Source organism: Aquincola agrisoli (assembly GCF_036621135.1).
Lineage (GTDB): Bacteria > Pseudomonadota > Gammaproteobacteria > Burkholderiales > Burkholderiaceae_C > Aquincola > Aquincola agrisoli.
This window is the reverse complement of record NZ_JAZIBG010000028.1, coordinates 481690-501731: the sequence shown is the minus strand read 5'-3', so window position 1 is coordinate 501731 and position 20042 is coordinate 481690. Positions and strand designations below refer to the sequence as shown.

The 20042-nt window shown below is 68.6% G+C and carries 20 protein-coding genes and 1 tRNA gene; 11 read left to right on the top strand and 10 right to left on the bottom strand.

Features of this window, described 5'->3' with window-relative positions; genetic code table 11:
- Nucleotides 1-3 precede the first annotated feature (3 nt).
- Both V4F39_RS14105 and V4F39_RS14100 read left to right on the top strand, forming a co-directional pair.
- On the top strand, nucleotides 4-702 hold the full coding sequence (locus V4F39_RS14105) for a response regulator (protein ID WP_332290149.1): 699 nt from the start codon (nucleotides 4-6) through the stop codon (nucleotides 700-702).
- A gap of 25 nt (nucleotides 703-727) precedes the next feature.
- Nucleotides 728-803: transfer RNA gene (locus V4F39_RS14100), tRNA-Phe, on the top strand.
- Between the two features lie 88 nt (nucleotides 804-891).
- Here the strand turns inward: V4F39_RS14100 and V4F39_RS14095 are convergent.
- Nucleotides 892-1023: a tyrosine-type recombinase/integrase gene (locus tag V4F39_RS14095; protein ID WP_345786516.1), complete on the bottom strand. Its 132-nt coding sequence runs from the start codon at nucleotides 1021-1023 to the stop codon at nucleotides 892-894.
- 190 nt (nucleotides 1024-1213) lie between these two features.
- On the opposite strand from V4F39_RS14095, the gene V4F39_RS14090 reads away from it, so the two are divergent.
- From V4F39_RS14090 to V4F39_RS14080, 3 genes are all read left to right on the top strand, one after another.
- Nucleotides 1214-1552: a type II toxin-antitoxin system RelE/ParE family toxin gene (locus V4F39_RS14090; protein WP_332290148.1), complete on the top strand. Its 339-nt coding sequence runs from the start codon at nucleotides 1214-1216 to the stop codon at nucleotides 1550-1552.
- Nucleotides 1549-1830 carry a helix-turn-helix domain-containing protein gene (locus V4F39_RS14085; RefSeq protein ID WP_332290147.1) on the top strand — a complete coding sequence of 94 codons (282 nt, stop codon included), beginning with the start codon at nucleotides 1549-1551 and terminating at the stop codon, nucleotides 1828-1830. Before V4F39_RS14090 ends, V4F39_RS14085 begins: the two co-directional genes overlap by 4 nt.
- A gap of 377 nt (nucleotides 1831-2207) precedes the next feature.
- Entirely contained in the window at nucleotides 2208-2660 is a 453-nt protein-coding gene (locus tag V4F39_RS14080) for a hypothetical protein (RefSeq protein WP_332290146.1), read from the top strand.
- 456 nt (nucleotides 2661-3116) lie between these two features.
- On the opposite strand, the gene V4F39_RS14075 is transcribed toward V4F39_RS14080, so the two are convergent.
- The 6 genes from V4F39_RS14075 to V4F39_RS14050 all read right to left on the bottom strand — a co-directional run bounded on the left by V4F39_RS14075 (nucleotide 3117) and on the right by V4F39_RS14050 (nucleotide 11053).
- Nucleotides 3117-4163, bottom strand: a complete 1047-nt coding sequence (locus V4F39_RS14075; protein ID WP_332290145.1) for a transporter — start codon at nucleotides 4161-4163, stop codon at nucleotides 3117-3119.
- A gap of 9 nt (nucleotides 4164-4172) precedes the next feature.
- Nucleotides 4173-4664, bottom strand: coding sequence for a hypothetical protein (locus V4F39_RS14070; protein ID WP_332290144.1), 492 nt, complete (start codon nucleotides 4662-4664; stop codon nucleotides 4173-4175).
- 73 nt (nucleotides 4665-4737) lie between these two features.
- Nucleotides 4738-5361, bottom strand: a complete 624-nt coding sequence (locus V4F39_RS14065) for an esterase-like activity of phytase family protein (RefSeq protein WP_332290143.1) — start codon at nucleotides 5359-5361, stop codon at nucleotides 4738-4740.
- Nucleotides 5307-6158, bottom strand: coding sequence for an esterase-like activity of phytase family protein (locus V4F39_RS14060; RefSeq protein WP_332290142.1), 852 nt, complete (start codon nucleotides 6156-6158; stop codon nucleotides 5307-5309). Before V4F39_RS14060 ends, V4F39_RS14065 begins: the two co-directional genes overlap by 55 nt.
- A 110-nt stretch (nucleotides 6159-6268) precedes the next feature.
- Nucleotides 6269-8830, bottom strand: a complete 2562-nt coding sequence (cphA, locus tag V4F39_RS14055) for a cyanophycin synthetase (RefSeq protein WP_332290141.1) — start codon at nucleotides 8828-8830, stop codon at nucleotides 6269-6271.
- 18 nt (nucleotides 8831-8848) lie between these two features.
- Nucleotides 8849-11053, bottom strand: coding sequence for a cyanophycin synthetase (locus V4F39_RS14050; RefSeq protein ID WP_332290140.1), 2205 nt, complete (start codon nucleotides 11051-11053; stop codon nucleotides 8849-8851).
- Nucleotides 11054-11203: 150 nt separating this feature from the next.
- Here V4F39_RS14050 and V4F39_RS14045 point away from each other — a divergent pair, with 150 nt between their 5' ends.
- The 3 genes from V4F39_RS14045 to htpG all read left to right on the top strand — a co-directional run bounded on the left by V4F39_RS14045 (nucleotide 11204) and on the right by htpG (nucleotide 15913).
- Nucleotides 11204-13462: a cyanophycin metabolism-associated ABC transporter gene (locus tag V4F39_RS14045; RefSeq protein WP_332290139.1), complete on the top strand. Its 2259-nt coding sequence runs from the start codon at nucleotides 11204-11206 to the stop codon at nucleotides 13460-13462.
- Complete coding sequence (locus tag V4F39_RS14040) at nucleotides 13459-13935, top strand: cyanophycin metabolism-associated DUF1854 family protein (RefSeq protein ID WP_378234959.1); 477 nt, start codon at nucleotides 13459-13461, stop codon at nucleotides 13933-13935. The genes V4F39_RS14045 and V4F39_RS14040 overlap by 4 nt, the downstream gene beginning before the upstream one ends.
- A 94-nt stretch (nucleotides 13936-14029) precedes the next feature.
- On the top strand, nucleotides 14030-15913 hold the full coding sequence (htpG, locus tag V4F39_RS14035; RefSeq protein ID WP_332290137.1) for a molecular chaperone HtpG: 1884 nt from the start codon (nucleotides 14030-14032) through the stop codon (nucleotides 15911-15913).
- A gap of 10 nt (nucleotides 15914-15923) precedes the next feature.
- On the opposite strand, the gene V4F39_RS14030 is transcribed toward htpG, so the two are convergent.
- The 3 genes from V4F39_RS14030 to V4F39_RS14020 all read right to left on the bottom strand — a co-directional run bounded on the left by V4F39_RS14030 (nucleotide 15924) and on the right by V4F39_RS14020 (nucleotide 18400).
- A complete protein-coding gene (locus tag V4F39_RS14030) occupies nucleotides 15924-16964 on the bottom strand; it encodes a serine/threonine protein kinase (RefSeq protein ID WP_332290136.1) in 1041 nt (346 codons plus the stop codon).
- Between the two features lie 3 nt (nucleotides 16965-16967).
- Complete coding sequence (locus tag V4F39_RS14025; RefSeq protein WP_332290135.1) at nucleotides 16968-17627, bottom strand: DUF2726 domain-containing protein; 660 nt, start codon at nucleotides 17625-17627, stop codon at nucleotides 16968-16970.
- An 83-nt stretch (nucleotides 17628-17710) separates the two neighbouring features.
- Entirely contained in the window at nucleotides 17711-18400 is a 690-nt protein-coding gene (locus V4F39_RS14020) for a GNAT family N-acetyltransferase (protein ID WP_332290134.1), read from the bottom strand.
- A 275-nt stretch (nucleotides 18401-18675) separates the two neighbouring features.
- Between V4F39_RS14020 and rplM the strand changes: the two genes are divergently transcribed.
- The 3 genes from rplM (at nucleotide 18676) to erpA (ending at nucleotide 20040) form a co-directional block, all read left to right on the top strand.
- Nucleotides 18676-19104 (top strand): 50S ribosomal protein L13, encoded by a 429-nt coding sequence (rplM, locus tag V4F39_RS14015; RefSeq protein WP_257799581.1) that lies wholly within the window; start codon nucleotides 18676-18678, stop codon nucleotides 19102-19104.
- Between the two features lie 9 nt (nucleotides 19105-19113).
- Nucleotides 19114-19506 carry a 30S ribosomal protein S9 gene (rpsI, locus tag V4F39_RS14010; RefSeq protein WP_250198710.1) on the top strand — a complete coding sequence of 131 codons (393 nt, stop codon included), beginning with the start codon at nucleotides 19114-19116 and terminating at the stop codon, nucleotides 19504-19506.
- A 159-nt stretch (nucleotides 19507-19665) separates the two neighbouring features.
- Nucleotides 19666-20040 carry an iron-sulfur cluster insertion protein ErpA gene (gene erpA, locus V4F39_RS14005; protein ID WP_332290132.1) on the top strand — a complete coding sequence of 125 codons (375 nt, stop codon included), beginning with the start codon at nucleotides 19666-19668 and terminating at the stop codon, nucleotides 20038-20040.
- Nucleotides 20041-20042: the final 2 nt, after the last annotated feature.

Here is a 20042-nt window from a genome sequence, read left to right as displayed (position 1 = left end):
ATCATGGCCACAATACTTGTTGTTGACGACGAACTCGGCATCCGTGCGCTGTTGTCCGAGATCTTGACCGATGAGGGTCACACCATCGAGCTCGCCGAGAACGCCGCGCAGGCCCGTGCCGCGCGCGAACGCCGGCGGCCCGACCTGGTGCTGCTCGACATCTGGATGCCCGATGTCGACGGCATCACCTTGCTCAAGGAATGGGGCAGTACCTCGCAGCTGACCATGCCGGTCATCATGATGAGCGGGCACGGCACCATCGATACCGCCGTGGAGGCCACGAAGTACGGCGCGATGGCCTTCCTCGAGAAACCCATCACCCTGCAAAAGCTGCTGCGGGCCGTGGAGGCCGGCCTGGCCAAGCCGGCCCCGCGCCAGGCCGATGGCGGCGCGCCCGGCGGCCTGCCGCTGCGTGGCGATGCCGGCCTCACCGTCGAATCGGCGATGACCGGCGGGCTCGGCCTGCCGCCGGCGCAACCGCTGCAGCTCGGTCCGCAGAGCGAGCAGTCGTTCGACCTCGACCGTCCGCTGCGGGAGGCGCGCGACGCGTTCGAGAAGAGCTACTTCGAGTTCCACCTCGCGAAGGAAAACGGCAGCATGACGCGCGTGGCCGAGAAGACCGGCCTCGAGCGCACGCACCTGTACCGCAAGCTCAAGCAGCTCGGTGTCGACCTGAGCCGCAACAAACGCGGCGCCCTCTGAAAAACACGCTATACTCCCGCCTCTTGGCCAAGTAGCTCAGTTGGTAGAGCAGCGGATTGAAAATCCGCGTGTCGGTGGTTCGATTCCGCCCTTGGCCACCAGAATTCCTAATGAAATCAACGGGTTGTGTCTCACGATGCAACCCGTTTTTCGTTGGCTGTCAACGAAGTGTCAACCAGCCCAAAGGGTTCAGGTTCTTTGCTTCCTGCGGGTGCTCGTCATCGTCACGTTCGCGTGGCCTAGGATGCGCTGCAGCGTCAGGATGTTGCCGCCGTTCATCATGAAGTGGCTGGCGAACGTGTGCCTGAGTACGTGGGTCATCTGGCCATCTGGACGGTTAAGGCCAACCCGTTCCACGGCCTCCCTGAAGGCCGATATCGCGTAGCCAAAGATTCGGCCCAGTTGGCCGGGTAGTCTGGCTGACGCATGAGAACTCCCGGCCGGCCTTTGGCTGCTCCGTTTCCCGTGGGAAACGCTTGCGCCAATATACAAAAACTTGTATTGTCCATGGGTGAGCGATGCCAAGCCTATCGAGTTCCGGGGCAGTTCCCTTGATGATTTGCGCGCCTTTCCGTTGGACGCCCGGCGCGAGGCGGGCTATCAGCTCGACCTGGTGCAAGGCGGGCGCGACCCAGACGATTGGAAGCCGATGAACACCGTGGGTGCCGGCGTCAGGGAAATTCGCATCCGGGACGCTGCAGGCGCCTTCCGCGTGATCTACCTGGCGAAGCTGGCGGATGCCGTGTACGTCCTTCACTGTTTCCAGAAGAAGACCGAGAAGACCAGCAAACCGGATTTGGACTTGGCGACGCGGCGCTTCCGCGACTTGATGCAGGAGTTGAAGCCATGACCGACCAACGATTCACCAGCGTGTGGGAAGCCATCGAGGACACGCCCGAGCAGGCCGAGAACATGAAGCTGCGCGCGACGCTCATGACTGCGTTGAAGGACCGCATTGCCCAAAGCGGGATCAGCCAGGCGCAAGCTGCTGAGCTGTTCGGCGTCACTCAGCCGCGCGTGTCCGACCTGGTGCGGGGAAAGATCAACTTGTTTGGCCTGGATGCTTTGGTGAACATGGCGACTGCTGCCGGCCTGCACGTCGAACTTCGCGTTTTCGAAGCCGCCTGATCTTTCTACCTCGCGGAGTTGCTGCGCCTCGGTCGTTTCACCGGCCTTGGCGGGCCACCGTCCTCATGAGCCGGTATTCACGGCCTTGGCGGACCACCACCGTCACCCGAGGAGCATTTCGCGGTGTCCTCTCCAGTGGACAGGGCATGGGGCCGGTAGGAGCCGGCCGGGTAGGGCTCCGATTCGCCTGAGCGGATCGAACTCCGTAGCCCGGCCGAAAGCATGCGACGAACTGCTGCCCGTGGCGTTCAACTGTTCTTCTGCCTGGTAGCGATGCGCACCGGTGCGGGCCGGGCAAGCCCCCGTGCTCTGCGCTCTTGCTATCTTTTCCAGTCAATGAACAGGGAGAACAGAACATTATCCGATTTGCGCGCCTGGTGGCCATGGCGGCGGTGGCGCTGAGCCTCACCGGCTGCTTGCTGCCTGAGAAGTTCGAGGCCTCGGTCAACTTCAAACCAGATGGTGGCTACACGTACAAGTACGGAGGGACTGCCGTCCACTTTCTAGCGGCTGCGGCCATCAAGGAGAAAGGCAGCCTGCCGGCGAAGGACGAGGACGGCTTGAAACGGGAGGCGGAGAAGGCCGCGAAGGCTCCAGGTGTTCGGAGGATGACTTACACGGGCAACGGCCGCTTCGATGTTCAGATCGATGAGGACGTGAAGGCGGGCCGCCAGGTCAGTACCTTGAAGATCTTCAACATCAGGCGCGACAAGGATGGTGTCTTCTTGCTTGCGGTTCCGCCCATGAAGGAGAAAGACCGTGACCAACTACGGTCCTTCGGGATCAAGGTGAACGGCAAGGCAGAGGTCTTCCTGCCTGCGAACACCTAGGTCTTGGAGCACAACGCCACCGGCACGCCTGGCCTACTGTCGAAGTCCTATTCTTGGAAGATCGGTGCCGTGGACGACCGGCCGATGATCAAATTCACGCTGGCGCAGTGAGTGGGGCGAATCGATGAAAGTGATCAAAATTCGCTCTGTCGAGGTAGCAAGCAGTGGCTGATGCACCTGAACGGCGGTGGTGCCGTGGCCGACATTCGGGCGTTCTTTGCCCCGTGAGCCGGCCGCGTCGCCTGTCAACAGGGTGTCAACGGCATAGCAGGACAACGCGCATGTACTGCGGTGGTGCCGTGCCGTAAGTTGTTGATTTGCTTGCTGATGCGGTGCCAATGCCGACCGTTGCGACGGATTGAAAATCCGCGTGTCGGTGGTGCGATTCCGCCCTTGGCCAAAACGGACTGCACAGCGATGTGCAGCCCGTTTTGCTTTTGGGACCTGAAGCCGCCGTCAGTCCCTGCGCCGCGACCGCCACGCCAGCCAGCCCGCCAGCCCGGTGAAGTCCAGCACGATCCCGACGACGATCCAGAAGCCGTGCGGCGCCTCGGCCAGCGGCACGCCACCGACGTTCATGCCCATCAGGCCGGCGATCAGGTTGATCGGCAGCGCCAGCACCGTGACGACGGTCAGCACGAAGAGGCTGCGGTTGTTGTCCTCGTTGACCCGCGCCGCGATCTCTTCCTGCAGCAGCTTGATGCGCTCCTGCAGCGCCGACATGTCGCGCAGCACAACGGAGAACTCCTCGGTCGACTGCCGCAGCGCGAGCACGCCGGCCTCGTCGATCCAGCCGGGCGGGTGCTGCAGCAGCCGGAACAGCGCCGCGGGCTCCGGCGCCAGCAGCCTTTGCAGCCGCACCAGCAGCCGCCGCATCGCGCCCAGGCGCACGCGCCGGTGGTCGAGCCGGTTGGCCAGCAGTTCGTCCTCGATGCCGTCGACGCGCGAGGTCACGTCGCGCACGATGCGCACGAGCACGTCGGCCTGGGCGCGCAGCAGGTGCTCCAGCAGTTCGATCGGCGAGCCGAAGGTGTCGCCGCGCTTGGCCGCGGTGCGCAGCTGGTCGATCGAGCGCAGCGCCTGTCGGCGGGCGGTGACGACGAGGTCGCGGTCGACGTGGATCCACAGCGTCGAGATCTCCGACGGCTCGAACGAAAACGCGAAGTGGACGTCGTTGACCACCGCGATCAGCGAGTGGTGGTCGGTGCGCTCGATGCGCGTGGAGTGCAGGTCTTCCTTCAGCGCGTCGAAGAAGTCGCCGGGCAGGCCCGCGAAGCGCTCGAGCCAGGGCTGGGATCCCGTGTGCGCCAGGTTGAAGTGCAGCCACAGGAAGCCGCCGTCGTTGCCTGCAGGCGCGGCCTGCCGGCGCACGGCGAGCCATTCGGCCGCCGCGGCGGACACCAGTGCCCGGGCGCCACGCCCGGGGCCCAGCACGTAGCCGCAGATGAGGCCGGATTCGTCGGCCCCGTAGGTGCCCGCATGGGCTGGGGTGGATGCGGGCATGCGCGGCGGTCAGCCCTGCTTCTTCGGCCGGCCGGCCTTCAGCGCGGTCAGCCCGGACAACCGGGCCTGCAGCGCCGCGTCGTCCAGCGCGGCCAGCGCCTGCAGGCCGGCGCGCAGCAGTTCGCTCTTCTTGGCCGGGTGCTTGAAGCCCAGCGCACGTTCCTTCAACAGGTCGATCAGGTCGAAGTCGGCTCGCGGCATCGTGAAGCTGTCTCGGACCAGCTTCTCCTTGCCCTTGGGGGCGGCCGCGGCGGCCGTCGGCGCAGGGACGGGCGCGGTCTTGGGTGCCTTGGGCTTGTCCTTCGCCTTGGCTTTTGGCGCGACGGCCTTTGCCGTGGCCTTCGGCGCCTTGCCCGCAGGGGCGGCCGCGCGTGGCGCAGGCCGCTTGCCCTTTGCCGCCGCCGTTGCGGCGGGGGCCGCGGATGCCGCGGGGGCGGCTGCCGCAGCGGGCGCGTCGACGGAAGAGGTGGCGGGCGCGGCCGCGTCGGGGGTGAAGCTCATCGGGCAATCTCCAGAATTGGTATAAACAATTTACACCATATTCTGGAGGGTGCCCGATGGCCGGCGGCAAGGCTCAGCGCGTGCCGCGGCGGCGTGCCACCAGGCCCATGCCGGCCAGGCCCGCGAGCATCAGTGCGTAGGTGCCGGGCTCCGGCACCGGCGACACGTCGAGGGGCGTGTCCAGCCGGATCTGGATGAACTCCGTCGCATCGGGCCCGGCCAGGTTGCGTCCGCCGTTGCCGGGGTAGTTGTTGTCGTTGATCACCAGGAGGGTGTTGGTGTCGAGGATCAGCACGTCCTCGATGGTGACGAAGGGAAAGTCGAACTTCGTCTTGCCGTCGCCGTTCAGGTCGTCCGGGTCGGCGATGTCCATCAGGTCGACGACCAGCGTCTTCTCCGCGAAGCCGTTCGCGTCGACCTTGCTCAGGTCGATCTTGAAGACCTTCTTGAAGATGCCGGGGTTGGCGGCGTCCTGCAGGCCGTTGCGCTCGATCACGAGGAACTCGTGGTCGTTGATGGCCGTCATGTCGCCGATGTTGGTGCCCAACGGATCGAGCTGGTAGCCGAAGGTCCTGCCGGTGTAGCGCTCGGTGTCGATGCTGAACTCGTTGATGATCAGCCGCTTCTGGTCGGCGTCGGGGATCAGCGGGCCTTCGAGCAGCGTGTAAAGCTTGTCGCCGGCCGGGTTGATGGCCATGCCCTCGAAGCCGTTGGAGCCGCGCAGGTTGTGGCCGGCGCCGCCCGGGAGGTAGGGTTCTGAGGCGATTGCACCAGCGGGTTGCCGCCGATGCCCAGCGAGTTGGGCAAGGCCACCTCGTGCTTCAGCACCTTGCCGGTGGCGTCGGTCTTGACGAGGAAGGGCCCGAACTCCTCGCCGAACCAGAGGTTGCCGTTCTTGTCGCGGCGCACCGACTCGATGTCCAGGTCGCCGCCGGTCAGCAGCCGGCCGTTGCGGATGTTCGGGTCGACCGGGATGCCCGCCGAACCGGCGCCGCTGCCGCCGTAGGGGTAGGCGGTGCCCGAGGCGACGATGGGGAAGCCCAGCTTGCCGTCGGGGTCGAGCAGCGTGATGTGCGTGCTGCTGTCGAAGCTGTTGCGCACGGCACCGGTGCCGTAGTCGGCGGCACGCACCAGGCCGCTGCCGCCGGTGGCGGTGCGGAAGTCGGGCGCCACGGCGTACATGCGCAGCAGCGCGTCGACCGAGTTGGTCTTGTTGCCGAAGCCGTTGTCGGGCATCACGTAGAACGTGCCCGCGGTGGGGCCGGCCAGCACGGCGGAGAAGCCCTGTACTGGCTGGAGGCCGACGTAAGGCGGCGTTACGCCGTTGGCGGGGCTCTGGAACTGGCCGGACGTCGGCCCCGGTGAGAAGGTGTCCGCCGCCAGCTGGGCGAAGCCGACGAGCGTGTTGGCCGCATGGGCCGGGGCGGCGCCGATGCCGGCGAGCATCGCGGCCGCCAGGGCGGCCTGGCGCAGGGTGAAGCGGGGCGAGCGCATGTTTTTCCTCCGGGCGTCTTGATGTCGATGGTCCTGCGGGTGCAGGACGCGCGGCATTCTTCGCAGCCCGTGTGACAGCGCGACGACGCCAGGTGGCGGCCGGCCCGGTGTCAGGCGCCCCGGATGCGCCGCTCCAGGTGGGCCAGGGCTTCCTCGACCTGGTCGACGAGCACGAGGCACAGGTCACCCGGCTGCAGGCGGGCGAGCGCGGTGTCGATCGCGAGGAACTCGCCCCGGATCTCCTCGGTGTGGCGTGTGCGGCTCGCGTTGGCCAGGCCCTCGCGCAGCAGCGCCATCACCTCGCCGTCGGCGCGCCCTCGCTGGGCCGCATCCTGGTAGAGGATGACGTCGTCGAACGCGCTGCCCAGGATGACGGTCTGGTCCCGGATGTCCTCGTCGCGGCGGTCGCCCGCCCCGCTGATCACCACGCTGCGTCGCCGGGCCGGCATCGATTCCACCGCCTGCACCAGCGCGCGCATGGCATCCGGGTTGTGGCCGTAGTCGGCGATGACGGTCGCACCGCGGTAGTCCATCACGTTGAACCGCCCCGGCGCGTTGTGCGCATCGTTGATGAAGCTCGCCAGCCCGCTGCGGATCGCCGCCAGGTCCAGCCCCAGCCCCCAGGCCGCGGCCACCGAGGCCAGGACGTTCTCGACCTGGAAGCTGATGCTGCCGTTGCGCGTGAGCGGGATGTCGCGCAGCGGGATGCTCTCGCGCCAGCTGCCTTCGGCGGCGACGAGGGCGCCGTCGTCGACGTACACGGTGCGCCCGCCCTGGGCGCGGTGCGTGGCCATCACGGGATGATGGCGGTCGGCGGTGAAGAAGATCACCTTGCCGGGCGAACTCGCCGCCATCTGCGCGACGATGGGGTCGGCGGCGTTCAGCACCGCATAGCCCGTGGGCGCGACGTTCTGGACGATCACGCGCTTGAGCACGGCCAGGTCTTCGACCGTGGTGATGTAGTTCAGGCCCAGGTGGTCGCCGGCGCCGATGTTGGTGACCACGGCCACCTGGCAGCGGTCGAAGCCCAGGCCTTCGCGCAGCACGCCGCCCCGCGCGGTCTCGAACACCGCGGCATCGACGTCCGGGTGTGCGAGCACGTTGCGGGCGCTCTTGGGGCCGCTGCAGTCGCCGGAGTCGATCTGCCGGCCTTCGACGTACACGCCGTCCGTGTTGGTCATGCCCACGCGGTAGCCGCCGCTGGCCAGCAGGTGGCCGATCAGCCGGGCCGTGGTGGTCTTGCCGTTGGTGCCGGTCACCGCGACCACCGGGATGCGCCCGTCCTGGCCGGGCTCGAACAGGTGGTTCACGATCGCCTCGCCGACCGGGCGGCCCTTGCCGTATGAGGGCGACAGGTGCATGCGCAGCCCCGGCGCGGCGTTCACCTCGACGATGCCGCCGTGCTGGGATTCCAGCGGCTCGAGCACACCCTCGCACACCACGTCGACGCCGCAGATGTCCAGCCCGATCATGCGCGCCGCGGCCACGGCCCGTGCCGCGACGTCGGGGTGCACGTCGTCCGTCACGTCGGTGGCGGTGCCGCCGGTGGAGAGGTTGGCGTTGTTGCGCAGGATCACGCGGTGGCCCTTGTCGGGCACCGATTCGGGCGTCAGCCCCTGGACGGCCAGCCGCGCCACCGCGATCTCGTCGAAGCGGATCTTGGTCAGCGACGTGGCGTGGCCTTCGCCGCGCCGCGGGTCGGCGTTCACCCGCTCGACGAGTTCGCGCACGGTGTGCTCGCCGTCGCCGATCACGTGCGGCGGGTCGCGCCGCGCGGCGGCGACCAGCTGGTCGCCCACCACGAGCATGCGGTAGTCGCTGCCCGGCAGGTACTTCTCGACCATCACCGTGCCGTATTCCTCGGCGGCGCGGTAAGCGATGTCCAGGTGCGGGCGGTCGACGATGTTCACCGTCACGCCCTTGCCCTGGTTGCCGTCCTGCGGCTTGACCACGACGGGCAGGCCGACCTCCTGGGCCACCGCCCAGGCATCGTCGGCGCTCGTCACCGGCCGGCCGATGGGCACCGGCACGCCGGCCGCGCGCAGCAGCGTCTTGGTGAGGTCCTTGTCCTGGGCGATCGCTTCCGACACCGCGCTGGTCGAGTCGACCTCGGCGGCCCAGATGCGGCGCTGCCTTGAGCCCCAGCCCAGCTGCACCAGGCTGCCTTCCGTCAACCGGCGGTACGGGATGCCGCGGGCCAGCGCCGCGTTGACGATGGAGCCGGTGCTCGGTCCCAGCCGCACGTCCTCGTCCTTCTCGCGCAGGCGCGCGATGGCGGCGTCGACGTCGAAGCCGGTGCCGTCGAGCGCGGCCTGCACGAGCAGGTGCGCCTCGTCGAGCGCCATGCGGCCGACGGCCTCCTCGCTGTACTCGACGACGACCTGGTAGACGCCTTCCTCGACCGTGGCGGAGGTGCGGCTGAAGGACACCGGGCAGCCGGCCTCCTTCTGCAGCGCCAGCGCGGCGGCTTCCAGCACGTGCGCGAGCGAGGCGGCGCCGGTGGCCGGCCGCAGTGCGCCGATGGCGGGGAAACGCTGGCGCAGCCGATCCTCGAAGTCGTCCTGCTGCGACTGCGACAGGGCGTTGGCGGAGCACTTGACGATCGCCTCGATGGCCGTGTTGCGGCTCCAGAGGTTGGGGCCGCGGAGGGCGCGAATGCGTGAGACTTGCATGGGCGATGGGGCGGAGGGTCAGGCGGCGACGAGGTCGCTGGCAAAGGTCTCGATGCCGGCGATGATCAGATCGGGGGCCACTTCGAGCGCCCAGGCCGCCGCGACGGCGGCCAGCAGCACTTCGGTGTCGATGGGGCTGTCTGCCGCGCCGCGGCCGGCCGCCAGGCGCTGCAGCGCCGCGAGCCGGGTCTCGGCGCTGCCGGTGGCGAGCACGACGCGGCCGTCGCGCACGAACACCGCGCGGCCGCCGCGGGCGCCGCTGCCGCGGTGCCTGGCGAGCGCGGGCGTCTGCGGATCGATGCCGTAGAGGATGGCCTCGCCGTCGCACAGCTCCGCCATCGCCGCCACCCGCTCGTCGGCCGCGTTCAGCACTGCCACGCCGTGCGGCAGCACCACGTCCACCTGCGTGCGCAGCACCTTGACCAGCTGGTCGGACTCGAAGAAGTCGTGCGCTGCCAGCGGCGCCCGCAGGGTCTCGGGCAGGTCGAGGTCGGTGACGATGCCGACGTCGCAGCGGTCGTAGGCGAGGCCGTCGTTGAGGATCTCGACCGGACCGTTCTCGATCACCGCGGTATCGACGTTGCGGCTCATCAGCAGGCGCTGCGCGGTGTCCCAGCGGGTGGCGTCGCCGGCCTCGACCTGCCGGCGCTCCAGGAACAGGCCCTCGCGGCAGGCGAGGCCCACGTGCCGGCCACTGAGCTGAAGCAGCCAGCCCACCAGCCTCGCCACCGCGGTGGTGTGGCGCGTGCCGGCGACGCCGACGATGGGGATGCGCCCGTCCTCGCCTTCGCGGAACAGGTGGTCGACGATCGCCCGCCCGACCGGCCGCGGCGTGCCGACGGCCGGCTTCAGGTGCATCAGCAGCCCGGGCCCGGCGTTCACCTCGACGATGGCGCCGCCCTGGGTGTGCAGCGGCTGGCGGATGTCTTCCGCCACGAGGTCGATGCCGGCGATGTCGAGCCCGACCACCCGGGCGGCCAGGCCGGCGACCCGCGCGACCTCCGGGTGGACGTCATCCGTGCAGTCGATCGCGACATTGCCGTTGCGCTGCACGAGCACCCGGCGGCCGGCCGCCGGCACCGCGTCGCCGTCGAGGCCCTGGCGCTGCAGCAGCAGGCGGATCACGGGTTCGCGGTCGAGGCGGATGGTCTCGAGCGGGAACTCCTCGGCCTCGCCGCGGCGCGGGTCGGTGTTGAGCTGGCTGTCGATCAGGGCCGCTACGGTGGCCCGGCCGTCGCCGGTGATCCAGAGGCTTTCGCCGCGGGCCGCGGCGACCACTTCGCCGCCGACCACCAGCAGCCGGTGCTCGTCGCCGCGGATGTAGCGCTCGACGATCACGCCGCTGCCCTCCGCGGCGGCGACGGGCCATGCCGCCTCCACCTCTTCGCGCGTGTTCAGGTCGAGGCTGACGCCGCGGCCATGGTTGCCGTCGATCGGCTTGACCACCACCGGCAGGCCGATGTCCTCGGCCGCTTCCCAGGCCGCGGCCGGGCTGTCGACCCTGCTGCCCTCGGGCACCGGCACGCCGCAGGCGGCGATCAGGCGCTTGGTGAGGTCCTTGTCGCCTGCGATGTTCTCGGCGATGGCGCCGGTGAAATCGGTCTCCGCCGTCCAGATGCGGCGCTGGCGTGCGCCATGGCCCATCTGCACGAGGTTGCCCTGGTTGAGCCGCACATGCGGGATGCGGCGGTCGGTGGCGGCCGCCACGATGGCCGCGGTGCTGGGGCCGAAGTAGGTGTCATCGAGCTGGTTGCGCACCTGGGCCACGGCCGCGGCGACGTCGAAGGGCTCGCCGTTGATGGCGGCCATCAGCAGCCGGTGGCCGCAGGCGAGCGCGGTGCGCGAGACGTGCTCGTCCCGGGCGCGGAAGACCATCCGGTACACGCCGGCCTGCGAGGTGCTGCGCGTCTGGCCGAACCCCGTCGGCATGCCCGCGAGGTTGAGCAGCTCGATCACCACGTGCTCCAGCACATGGCCCATCCAGGTGCCTTCGTCGAGCCGCTGCAGGAAGCCGCCCCGCTCACCGACGCCGCAGTGGTGCTCCACCAGCGCCGGCAGCAAGGCCGTCAGCCGGGCGTTGAACCCGGGCAGCAGGTGGGAGGGGTGTTCTTCGAGCTCACCCAGGTCGAGCCAGGTCTCGAGCACGGGCCGGTAGGTCCAGATGCTCGGGCCTCGCAGGTAGCTGATGCGCAGGAGCCGGATGTCTTGGAATGTGCTGCTCATGTACCGCTATCGTGTGGTGTGCCGCGGGGCAGGTGTCACCCGCGGGATTGTGCGCCCGGTCATGCCGGCGGGTGTCGGCGGGGCGCGGGTGCCGTGCGTTGCGGGCATGGTCCAGAATCCGCACCCGTGCCCTGCCGGGGCCGGCCGCCGATGCAACCCTTACACAAAGAACAACCCACCGCCTCCGGTCCTTCCCCTGCTTCCGGCCTGCAGGCCGTCCTGCGCCAGCAACTGGCGAGCGACGAGAACGTGCTGGCCGCGCTGGAGGTTGACCTCGATGCGCGCCAGCGCTTCGCGCCCGGCCTGCTCGTGCTCACCGACCGGCGCCTGCTGGCGGGCGGCGCGGACGGCTGGCGCGGCTGGCCCCTGGCGGCCGACCTGTCGCTGCGCCACACCGACCATGCCGGGGTGGGCGTCATCGAGCTGCTCGACGGCCGGCAGCGGCTCGCGCAGTGGCGCTTCACGCTGGCGGTCAATGTGCAGGCGCTGCGGTGGATGGCGCAGGCCGAGCGGCAGCTGGCGCGGCTGTACCGCGGCGGGGGCGGCGAGCCCGCGCAGGAAGAGGCCGAGGCGGACGACGAGGCGCCCGACGCCGCGCAGCCCCCGTCCACCTGGGTGCTGCTGCGCCTCGGGCGCTTCGCCCGCCCCTACCGCCGGCAGCTGATCGCCGGCTTTGCGCTGACGTTGGCCTCCACCGCCGCCACCCTGGTGCCGCCTTACCTGACGATCCCGCTGATGGACCGGGTGCTGATCCCGTTTCAGAACGGCCAGCAGATCGACCCGTGGCTGGTGGTGGGCCTGCTGGCGGGCTTGCTGGGCTCGGCGCTGCTGGCGTGGGGCCTGGGATGGGCCCGCACTTGGCTGCTGGCGCTGGTGTCCGAGCGCATCGCGGCGGACCTGCGCACCGCGGCCTTCGAACACCTGTTGCGCCTGTCGCTGGACTACTTCGGCGCCAAGCGCACCGGCGACCTGATCGCGCGCATCGGCTCCGAGACCGACCGCATCAGCGTCTTCCTGTCGCTGCACGCACTCGACTTCGCGACCGACGTGCTGATGATCGTGATGACCTCGGCCATCCTGTTCTCCATCAGCCCGTGGCTGGCACTGGTGACCTTGCTGCCCTTGCCGTTCATCGCGTGGATGATCCACATCGTGCGCGACCGCCTGCGCACCGGCTTCGAGAAGATCGACCGGGTGTGGGGCGACGTGACCAACGTGCTGGCCGACACCATTCCCGGCATCCGCGTCGTCAAGGCCTTCGCCCAGGAGCGCCGCGAGGCCGAGCGCTTCCGCGAGGCCAACCGGCAGAACCTCGTGGTCAACGACCGGCTCAACAAGACCTGGTCGCTGTTTTCCCCGACCGTCTCGCTGCTGACCGACATCGGTCTGCTGGTGGTCTGGGCCTTCGGCATCTGGCTGATCGCCGGCGGCCAGATCAGCGTGGGGGTGCTGACGGCGTTCATCGCCTACATCGGGCGCTTCTACACGCGGCTCGACTCGATGAGCCGCATCGTCTCCGTCACGCAGAAGGCGGCCGCGGGGGCCAAGCGCATCTTCGACATCCTGGACCACGTGTCGAACGTGCCGGAGCCCGCGCAGCCGGTGCGCATCGAATCGCCGCGCGGCGGCATCCGCATGCGCGGCCTGGGCTTCCGCTACGGCAGCCGCTCGGTGATCCGCGGGCTGGACCTCGACATCCGGCCCGGCGAGATGATCGGCCTGGTGGGCCACAGCGGCTCGGGCAAGAGCACGCTGGTGAACCTGATCTGCCGGTTCTACGACGTCACCGACGGTGCGATCGAGGTCGACGGCACCGACATCCGCCGCTTCGGCGTGGCCGACTACCGGCGGCACATCGGCCTCGTGCTCCAGGAGCCGTTCCTGTTCTTCGGCACCATCGCCGAGAACATCGCCTACGGCCGGCCCGACGCCACCCGCGAGGAGATCATCGCGGCCGCCCGCGCCGCGCACGCGCACGACTTCATCCTGCGGCTGCCGCACGGCTACGACTCGCTGGTCGGCGAGCGGGGCCAGGGGCTGTCCGGCGGGGAGCGGCAGCGCATCTCGATCGCGCGGGCGCTGCTCATCGATCCGCGCATCCTGATCCTCGACGAGGCGACGTCCGCGGTCGACACCGAGACCGAGGGCGAGATCCAGAAGGCGCTCGACAACCTCGTCCAGGGCCGCACCACCATCGCGATCGCGCACCGCCTCTCGACTTTGCGCAAGGCCGACCGGCTGGTGGTGATGGACCGGGGGCAGGTCGTGGAGGTCGGGCCGCACGACGAATTGATCGCCCGGCAGGGTGCCTACTGGCGCCTCTACGAGGCCCAGGCGCGCCGCGTCGACGGCGGCGATGCCGAGCCGGAGCGCGAGCCCGTGCACGCGGCCCACCCGGCGGGAGCATGACGATGGACGGTGCATTTCACCTCGAGCGCGACGCGTTCGGCCGCCTCGTGCTGACCACGGCCGACGGGCTGCGCCACGAGGGCGTGGTGCCGGTGCGGGCTTTTCCGCTGGCGGCGCCGCAGGAGGGCCTGTCCATGGTCGGCGCCGAAGGGCGCGAGGTGGCCTGGATCGCGCGGCTCGACAGCCTGCCGCCCGCGCTGCGCGCGCTGGTCGACGAGGAGTTGGCGCAGCGCGAGTTCACCCCTGAGATCCTGCGGCTGGTGTCGGTCTCGACCTTCTCGACGCCGAGCGTCTGGGAGGTAGAGACCGACCGCGGCCCGACGCGTTTCGAGCTCAAGGGCGAGGAGGATATCCGGCGCCTCGGCACCGCCGGGGCGCTGTTGGTGGCCAGCAGCCACGGGATCTTCTTCAGCATCCGTGACCGCCGCGCGCTGGACCGCGGCTCACGGCGGCTGCTCGAGCGGTTCCTCTAGGCGGCGGCGGGCGTGCCCCGTTGAAATCGCCGCGAGGTGTCCCAAAATCGCTGATCGCGCCCCGATGGCGCGTTCCGGACATCCTTCGACGACCATGGACAAACAGACCCTCTCATTCCAGGCCGAGGTGCAGCAGATCCTGCACCTGGTGACCCATTCGCTCTACTCGAACAAGGAGATCTTCCTGCGCGAGCTGGTCTCCAATGCGTCCGACGCCTGCGACAAGCTGCGCTTCGAAGCCCTGGACAACAACGCGCTCTACGAGGACGCGCCCAACCTCGAGGTGCGCGTCACCTACGACGCCGAGGCCAAGACGATCACGATCCGCGACAACGGCATCGGCATGAGCGCCGACGAGGCCGTGGCCCACCTCGGCACCATCGCCAAGAGCGGCACGCGCGAGTTCATGAGCAAGCTGCAGGGCGACCAGAAGAAGGACGCGAACCTGATCGGCCAGTTTGGCGTGGGCTTCTATTCCGGTTTCATCGTGGCGGACCGCATCACGGTCGAATCGCGCCGTGCCGGCCTGCCGCCCGACCAGGGCGTGCGCTGGAGCAGCGACGGCTCCGGCCAGTTCGAGGTCGAATCGATCGACCGCCCCGAGCGCGGCACCGACGTGATCCTGCACCTGCGCGACGGCGAGGAGGAGTTCCTCAGCAGCTGGCGCCTGAAGTCGATCATCGGCAAGTACTCCGACCACATCTCGCTGCCCATCCTGATGAAGAAGGAGGAGTGGGACGCAGAGGCGAGCAAGCAGGTGGTGAAGGACGAGTGGGAGACGGTCAACAAGGCCGCGGCGCTGTGGGCGCGTGCCAAGAGCGAGGTGACCGACGCCGAGTACCGCGAGTTCTACAAGCAGATCAGCTACGACCAGGAGGCGCCGCTCGCCTACACGCACAACCGCGTCGAGGGCCGCAGCGAATACACGCAGCTGCTGTACGTGCCGGCCAAGGCGCCGTTCGACCTGTGGAACCGCGACAAGCGCGGCGGCGTGAAGCTGTACGTCAAGCGCGTCTTCATCATGGATGACGCCGAGGCGCTGATGCCGGTGTACCTGCGCTTCGTGAAGGGCGTGATCGACTCGGCCGACCTGCCGCTGAACGTCAGCCGCGAGCTGCTGCAGGAGAGCCGCGACGTCAAGGCGATCCGCGAAGGCTCGACCAAGCGCGTGCTGTCGATGCTGGAGAGCGTTGCCAACAGCGAGGATGCCGGCGAGAAGGAGAAGTACGCGTCCTTCTGGAAGGAGTTCGGCGCGGTGCTGAAGGAAGGCGTGGGCGAGGACCATGCCAACCAGGAGCGGCTGGTGAAGCTCCTGCGCTTCGCCTCCACGCAGGCCGACGAAGGCGTCTCCTTCGCCGACTACATCGGCCGCATGAAGGAAGGCCAGGAGGCGATCTACTACATCACTGCCGACACGCTGGCTGCCGCCAAGAACAGCCCGCAGCTCGAGATCTTCCGCAAGAAGGGCATCGAGGTGCTGCTGCTGACCGACCGGGTCGACGAGTGGATGCTCTCCCACCTCTACGAGGTGGAAGGCAAGCCGCTGCAGAGCGTGGCGAAGGGCGCGGTGGACCTCGGCAAGCTGCAGGACGAGGAAGAGAAGAAGAAGGCCGAAGAGGCGGCCGAGAGCTTCAAGCCCGTGCTGGAGCGCCTGAAAGCCACGCTGAAGGACCGCGCGAAGGACGTGCGCGCCACCAGCCGCCTGGTCGATTCGCCCGCGTGCATCGTCGTGGAAGACGGCGACATGAGCGCGCACCTGGCCCGCATGCTGAAGCAGGCAGGCCAGCAGGCGCCGAAGACGCAGCCGATCCTGGAGGTGAACCCGGAGCACGCGCTGGTCAAGCGCCTGGAAGGCGACGAGGCCCGTTTCGACGACCTGGCCCACCTGCTGTTCGACCAGGCCCTGCTGGCCGAAGGCGGCCAGCTCGAGAACCCGGCCGAGCACGTCCAGCGCGTGACGCGCTTGCTGACGGCCTGAGCGGGCGCCCTCAGGCGGGCGCTTCTTGCTCGCCAGGGCCCTGCATCGCTTCGATCTGCTCGCGCAGCTGGAGCGTCTGCTGCGACCAGTAGGCCGGGGTGCCGAACCACGGGAACGCGGCCGGGAAGGCCGGGTCGGTCCAGCGTTCGGCAATCCATGCGCTGTGGTGGACCATGCGCAGCGTGCGCAGTGGCTCGATCAGCGACAGCTCCCTGCGGTCGAACGGCATGAAGCATTCGTAGCCCTCGAGCAGCGACGCGAGCTGCATGCGCATCGTCGGCCGGTCGCCGGCGAGCAGCATCCACAGGTCCTGCACGGCCGGGCCGTTGCAGGCGTCGTCGAGGTCGACGACGTGCGGGCCCTCGTCGCGCCAGAGCACGTTGCCGGGGTGGCAGTCGCCGTGCAGGCGCAGCACGCGCCGCTCGGGCAGGCGGTCGAAGGCGGCCTGCGCGAGCGAGAGCGCCTGCGTGCACGCGGCGTCCCACGCGGGCCGCTGGTCTTCCGGCACGAAGTGGCCGTCGAGCAGGCGCTGCCGGGCGGCGGTGCCGAAGGTGGCCACGTCCAGCGTGCGGCGGTGTTCGAAGCGCCGGGCGGCGCCCACCGCGTGCAGCCGGCCCAGGAACCGGCCCAGCCACTCCAACACGTCGTGGTCTTCCAGTTCGGGGGCGCGGCCTGCATGCCGGTCGCTCACCGCGAAGCGATACGGCGCCACGCTCGTCTCCGGCGGCGCCAGCGTGGCGAGCGTCGGCGGCTCCCCCTGCAGCGACACGGCGGGGCCGGAGGCCACCGGCGACAGCACGCGGGGCGCGACCACCGGGATCTCCGCGGCGGCGAGTTCCCGCGCGAACGCGTGCTCCTCCAGGATCTGCGCATCGCTCCAGCGGCCGGGCCGGTAGAACTTGGCGACCACCACGTCGCCTTCCTCGAGGAAGACCTGGAAGACGCGGTTTTCGTAGGAGTTGAGCTGCAGCAGCCGGCCGTCGCCGCGCAGGCCCACGGTGTCGAGCGCCTCCAGCACGGTGCGGGGGTCGAGTTCAGCGTAGGCGGGCATGGGTCAGCGTCCTGTGGTGCCGTTGCGTGGCGGCGGGTCGTCCTGCTCGGGCGGCCAGATCGAACGCCGGCGGCCGCAGAGGAATGAATAGGTGAACCCGTGCGACTCGGGCCAGACCGTGTGGCGGGGTTCCGTGGACGACGGACGGGGGGCCGGCGCTGCCGCCGGGGTGCCCGCGGCGGCGGGGACCATCAGCTGCAGTTCCGGGATGGTGGGCAATTCGTCGGGCGCGCAGCGCAGGTAGGGCACCTGGCAGGCCGTCAGCACCGACTCCTTGATGCGCTGCCCGCGGCGCGAGTTCGACGCCGAGGTCTCCAGGTCGATCACGGCGAGGACCCGCCCGCTGGCGCTGCAGATGGCGAACGAGACATGCAACGTCCCCAGGAGGTCGAACCAGTACCGAAGCCGCTGAGGGTCGTTCGGCTGGCAGAAGCGCAGCAGCGGCAGCTTGGACAGCACCACATGGCCGGGAAGGGCTTCGCGCAGCTGCCGGTAGACACGGCGTTCTTCGGCGCTGAAGACGGGCCGCGGCGCGAGCGGCCAATCCGTCGGCAGCGTTTCGCGACGGCGGGCGACCCGGTGCCTGTGCACCGCGACCGCCAACAGCACGATCACGGACAGCACGGCGGTCCAAGCCAAGAACCAGGGGAACGACTGCTCCATCGGTCAAACAGGGCAGGCCAGCCACCTGAACCCGGCGCGGGAAAGCAAACCGCGCATGTTAATGCCCGCTGCCTGCTCGGCGGCTATTCGGTCTCGTTGCGGGCGGTAACGCTAAAAAGCGACCGCACTGCGGAAAGGCCGCTGAGCAGGGCATCCACCTGCCGGGCGTGGACCTTGACGCGGTAGTCGATCTCAGCCGCCTGGTCATCGAACAATTGCTCGACGTTCGAGACCAGGTCTTCGGGTGGCAGCTTCAGCCGGGCTTCGGATTCCGAGCCGCTGCGAACCACCGTCGCGCCCGCATGGCTGGCGATGCGCAGCATCGCGGTGTTTTCGCTGAGGGCGTGGATCACCAGCGTGTCGATGCCCCGGTTGCGGGCGTGCAACACCGCGTGCTCGAACAGGCGCGCGCCGAAGCCGCGGCCGCGGGCCTGCACGCACACCGAGACGCCGAATTCCGCCGCTGAGGCCACCCTGCCGGGAGCGGACGATGGGGGTGTGTAGGCCAGGTGGGCCATCGCCACCAGGTCGAGGCGCCGGTTGAACACGCCGAAGACTTCGTCGCGCAGGAAGTCGATGCCATCGACGTAGCGGCCGATCTGGCTGTCGGAGGCGACATACCCGAATCGGAGATAGCGATCACTTTCGTCAAGTGCGAGCAGATGAGCCAATATCCGCGGGCGATGCCGCTGAGCGAGCGAGCGCACCGGCACCCAGCGGTAGCTCGCCGCCGGCAGAGGCTGGGCAGAGGGTGTCGTGCGGGGCGGGGGCATGGCGGGTTCCGTCAGGGAGACACGTGGATCAGTGTTTACCCTGAATTGTAGGATGACTGATTGAATGGCGCTCCGAGGCACCGGATGACTGCGCGGCGTAGAGAGACGACATTTGCCGCGCAAATCCCATATACTCTTTGGTTCCCTCCAGCGGACGGGACATGGCGCGCGCCTCTGAGAGGCCACCTCGTGAGAGTGGCACCGAAGCGGTCCAGCGCGTGATGGAAGTGCCGCCCCTGGGCGCCGCAGCGCGGCGCCTCAACCGAAAGACCCTCATGAAGACCTTCAGCGCCAAGCCGGCCGAAGTGAAGCACGAGTGGCTTGTGCTCGACGCCACCGACAAGGTGCTCGGACGTGTTGCCAGCGAAGTGGCACTCCGTTTGCGCGGCAAGCACAAGGCCATCTACACGCCTCACGTGGACACCGGCGATTTCATCATCGTCATCAACGCCGACAAGCTCCGTGTCACCGGCAACAAGGCCAACGACAAGGTGTACTACCGGCACTCGGGTTTCCCGGGCGGCATCTACGCGACCAAGTTCAAGGACATGCAGGCCAAGCACCCCGGCCGCGCCCTTGAAAAGGCCGTGAAGGGCATGCTGCCGAAGGGCCCGCTGGGCTACGCGATGGTGAAGAAGCTGAAGGTGTACGCCGGTGATACGCACCCGCACACCGCCCAGCAGCCCAAGACGCTGGAAATCTAAGGAACCGCGATGATCGGCAATTGGAATTACGGTACCGGCCGCCGCAAGTCGTCGGTGGCGCGTGTCTTCATCAAGAAGGGCACGGGTCAGATCACGGTCAACGGCAAGCCGGTGGAGCAGTACTTCGGCCGCCAGACCTCGATCATGATCGTCAAGCAGCCCCTGTTCCTGACGAACAACGTCGAAGCCTTCGACATCAAGGTCAACGTGCACGGCGGCGGCGAGTCCGGCCAGGCCGGTGCGGTGCGCCACGGTGTCACCCGCGCGCTGATCGACTACGATGCGGCGCTGAAGTCGGAATTGAGCAATGCCGGCTTCGTGACGCGTGACGCGCGTGAAGTCGAACGTAAGAAGGTCGGCCTGCACGGCGCCCGTCGCCGCAAGCAGTTCAGCAAGCGCTGATCGCTGCCTGCGAGCCGAACGAAGCCGCCTCCGGGCGGCTTTTTTCTGCTTGAAGGGGCCGGCAAGCCCGCGCTGCGACGGGGGTGAGCGCGAGCCGCGATAATTCCCCCATTGAATGCAAGCGGTTCATCCGCATTTCCTGCTGGAAGGAGTCCTCCCATGAACGCTCTCGCCGAACCGATTGCCCCCGCCGCCGACGACATGCCCGCGCCGCTGATCTTCACCGACAGCGCCGCCGGCAAGGTGAAGGAACTGGTGGACGAAGAAGGCAATCCCGACCTGAAGCTGCGCGTCTTTGTGCAGGGCGGCGGCTGCTCGGGTTTCCAGTACGGCTTCACCTTCGACGAGATCGTCAACGAGGACGACACGCAGATGACGAAGAACGGCGTCACCTTGCTGATCGATGCGATGAGCCTGCAGTACCTCGCGGGCGCAGAGATCGACTACAAGGATGATCTGCAAGGCGCACAGTTCGTCATCAAGAACCCGAACGCCACGACCACCTGTGGTTGCGGTTCGAGCTTCTCGGTCTGACG

Excerpts from the sequence above, each read along its gene's own strand:
- V4F39_RS14105 (WP_332290149.1), top strand. The coding sequence starts at position 4 with ATGGCCACAATACTTGTTGTTGACGACGAACTCGGCATCCGTGCGCTG.
- V4F39_RS14095 (WP_345786516.1), bottom strand. The coding sequence starts at position 1,023 with ATGACCCACGTACTCAGGCACACGTTCGCCAGCCACTTCATGATGAAC.
- V4F39_RS14085 (WP_332290147.1), top strand. The coding sequence starts at position 1,549 with ATGACCGACCAACGATTCACCAGCGTGTGGGAAGCCATCGAGGACACG.
- V4F39_RS14075 (WP_332290145.1), bottom strand. The coding sequence starts at position 4,163 with ATGCCCGCATCCACCCCAGCCCATGCGGGCACCTACGGGGCCGACGAA.
- V4F39_RS14070 (WP_332290144.1), bottom strand. The coding sequence starts at position 4,664 with ATGAGCTTCACCCCCGACGCGGCCGCGCCCGCCACCTCTTCCGTCGAC.
- V4F39_RS14065 (WP_332290143.1), bottom strand. The coding sequence starts at position 5,361 with ATGGCCATCAACCCGGCCGGCGACAAGCTTTACACGCTGCTCGAAGGC.
- V4F39_RS14060 (WP_332290142.1), bottom strand. The coding sequence starts at position 6,158 with ATGCGCTCGCCCCGCTTCACCCTGCGCCAGGCCGCCCTGGCGGCCGCG.
- cphA (WP_332290141.1), bottom strand. The coding sequence starts at position 8,830 with ATGCAAGTCTCACGCATTCGCGCCCTCCGCGGCCCCAACCTCTGGAGC.
- V4F39_RS14050 (WP_332290140.1), bottom strand. The coding sequence starts at position 11,053 with ATGAGCAGCACATTCCAAGACATCCGGCTCCTGCGCATCAGCTACCTG.
- V4F39_RS14045 (WP_332290139.1), top strand. The coding sequence starts at position 11,204 with ATGCAACCCTTACACAAAGAACAACCCACCGCCTCCGGTCCTTCCCCT.
- V4F39_RS14040 (WP_378234959.1), top strand. The coding sequence starts at position 13,459 with ATGACGATGGACGGTGCATTTCACCTCGAGCGCGACGCGTTCGGCCGC.
- htpG (WP_332290137.1), top strand. The coding sequence starts at position 14,030 with ATGGACAAACAGACCCTCTCATTCCAGGCCGAGGTGCAGCAGATCCTG.
- V4F39_RS14030 (WP_332290136.1), bottom strand. The coding sequence starts at position 16,964 with ATGCCCGCCTACGCTGAACTCGACCCCCGCACCGTGCTGGAGGCGCTC.
- V4F39_RS14025 (WP_332290135.1), bottom strand. The coding sequence starts at position 17,627 with ATGGAGCAGTCGTTCCCCTGGTTCTTGGCTTGGACCGCCGTGCTGTCC.
- V4F39_RS14020 (WP_332290134.1), bottom strand. The coding sequence starts at position 18,400 with ATGCCCCCGCCCCGCACGACACCCTCTGCCCAGCCTCTGCCGGCGGCG.
- rplM (WP_257799581.1), top strand. The coding sequence starts at position 18,676 with ATGAAGACCTTCAGCGCCAAGCCGGCCGAAGTGAAGCACGAGTGGCTT.
- rpsI (WP_250198710.1), top strand. The coding sequence starts at position 19,114 with ATGATCGGCAATTGGAATTACGGTACCGGCCGCCGCAAGTCGTCGGTG.
- erpA (WP_332290132.1), top strand. The coding sequence starts at position 19,666 with ATGAACGCTCTCGCCGAACCGATTGCCCCCGCCGCCGACGACATGCCC.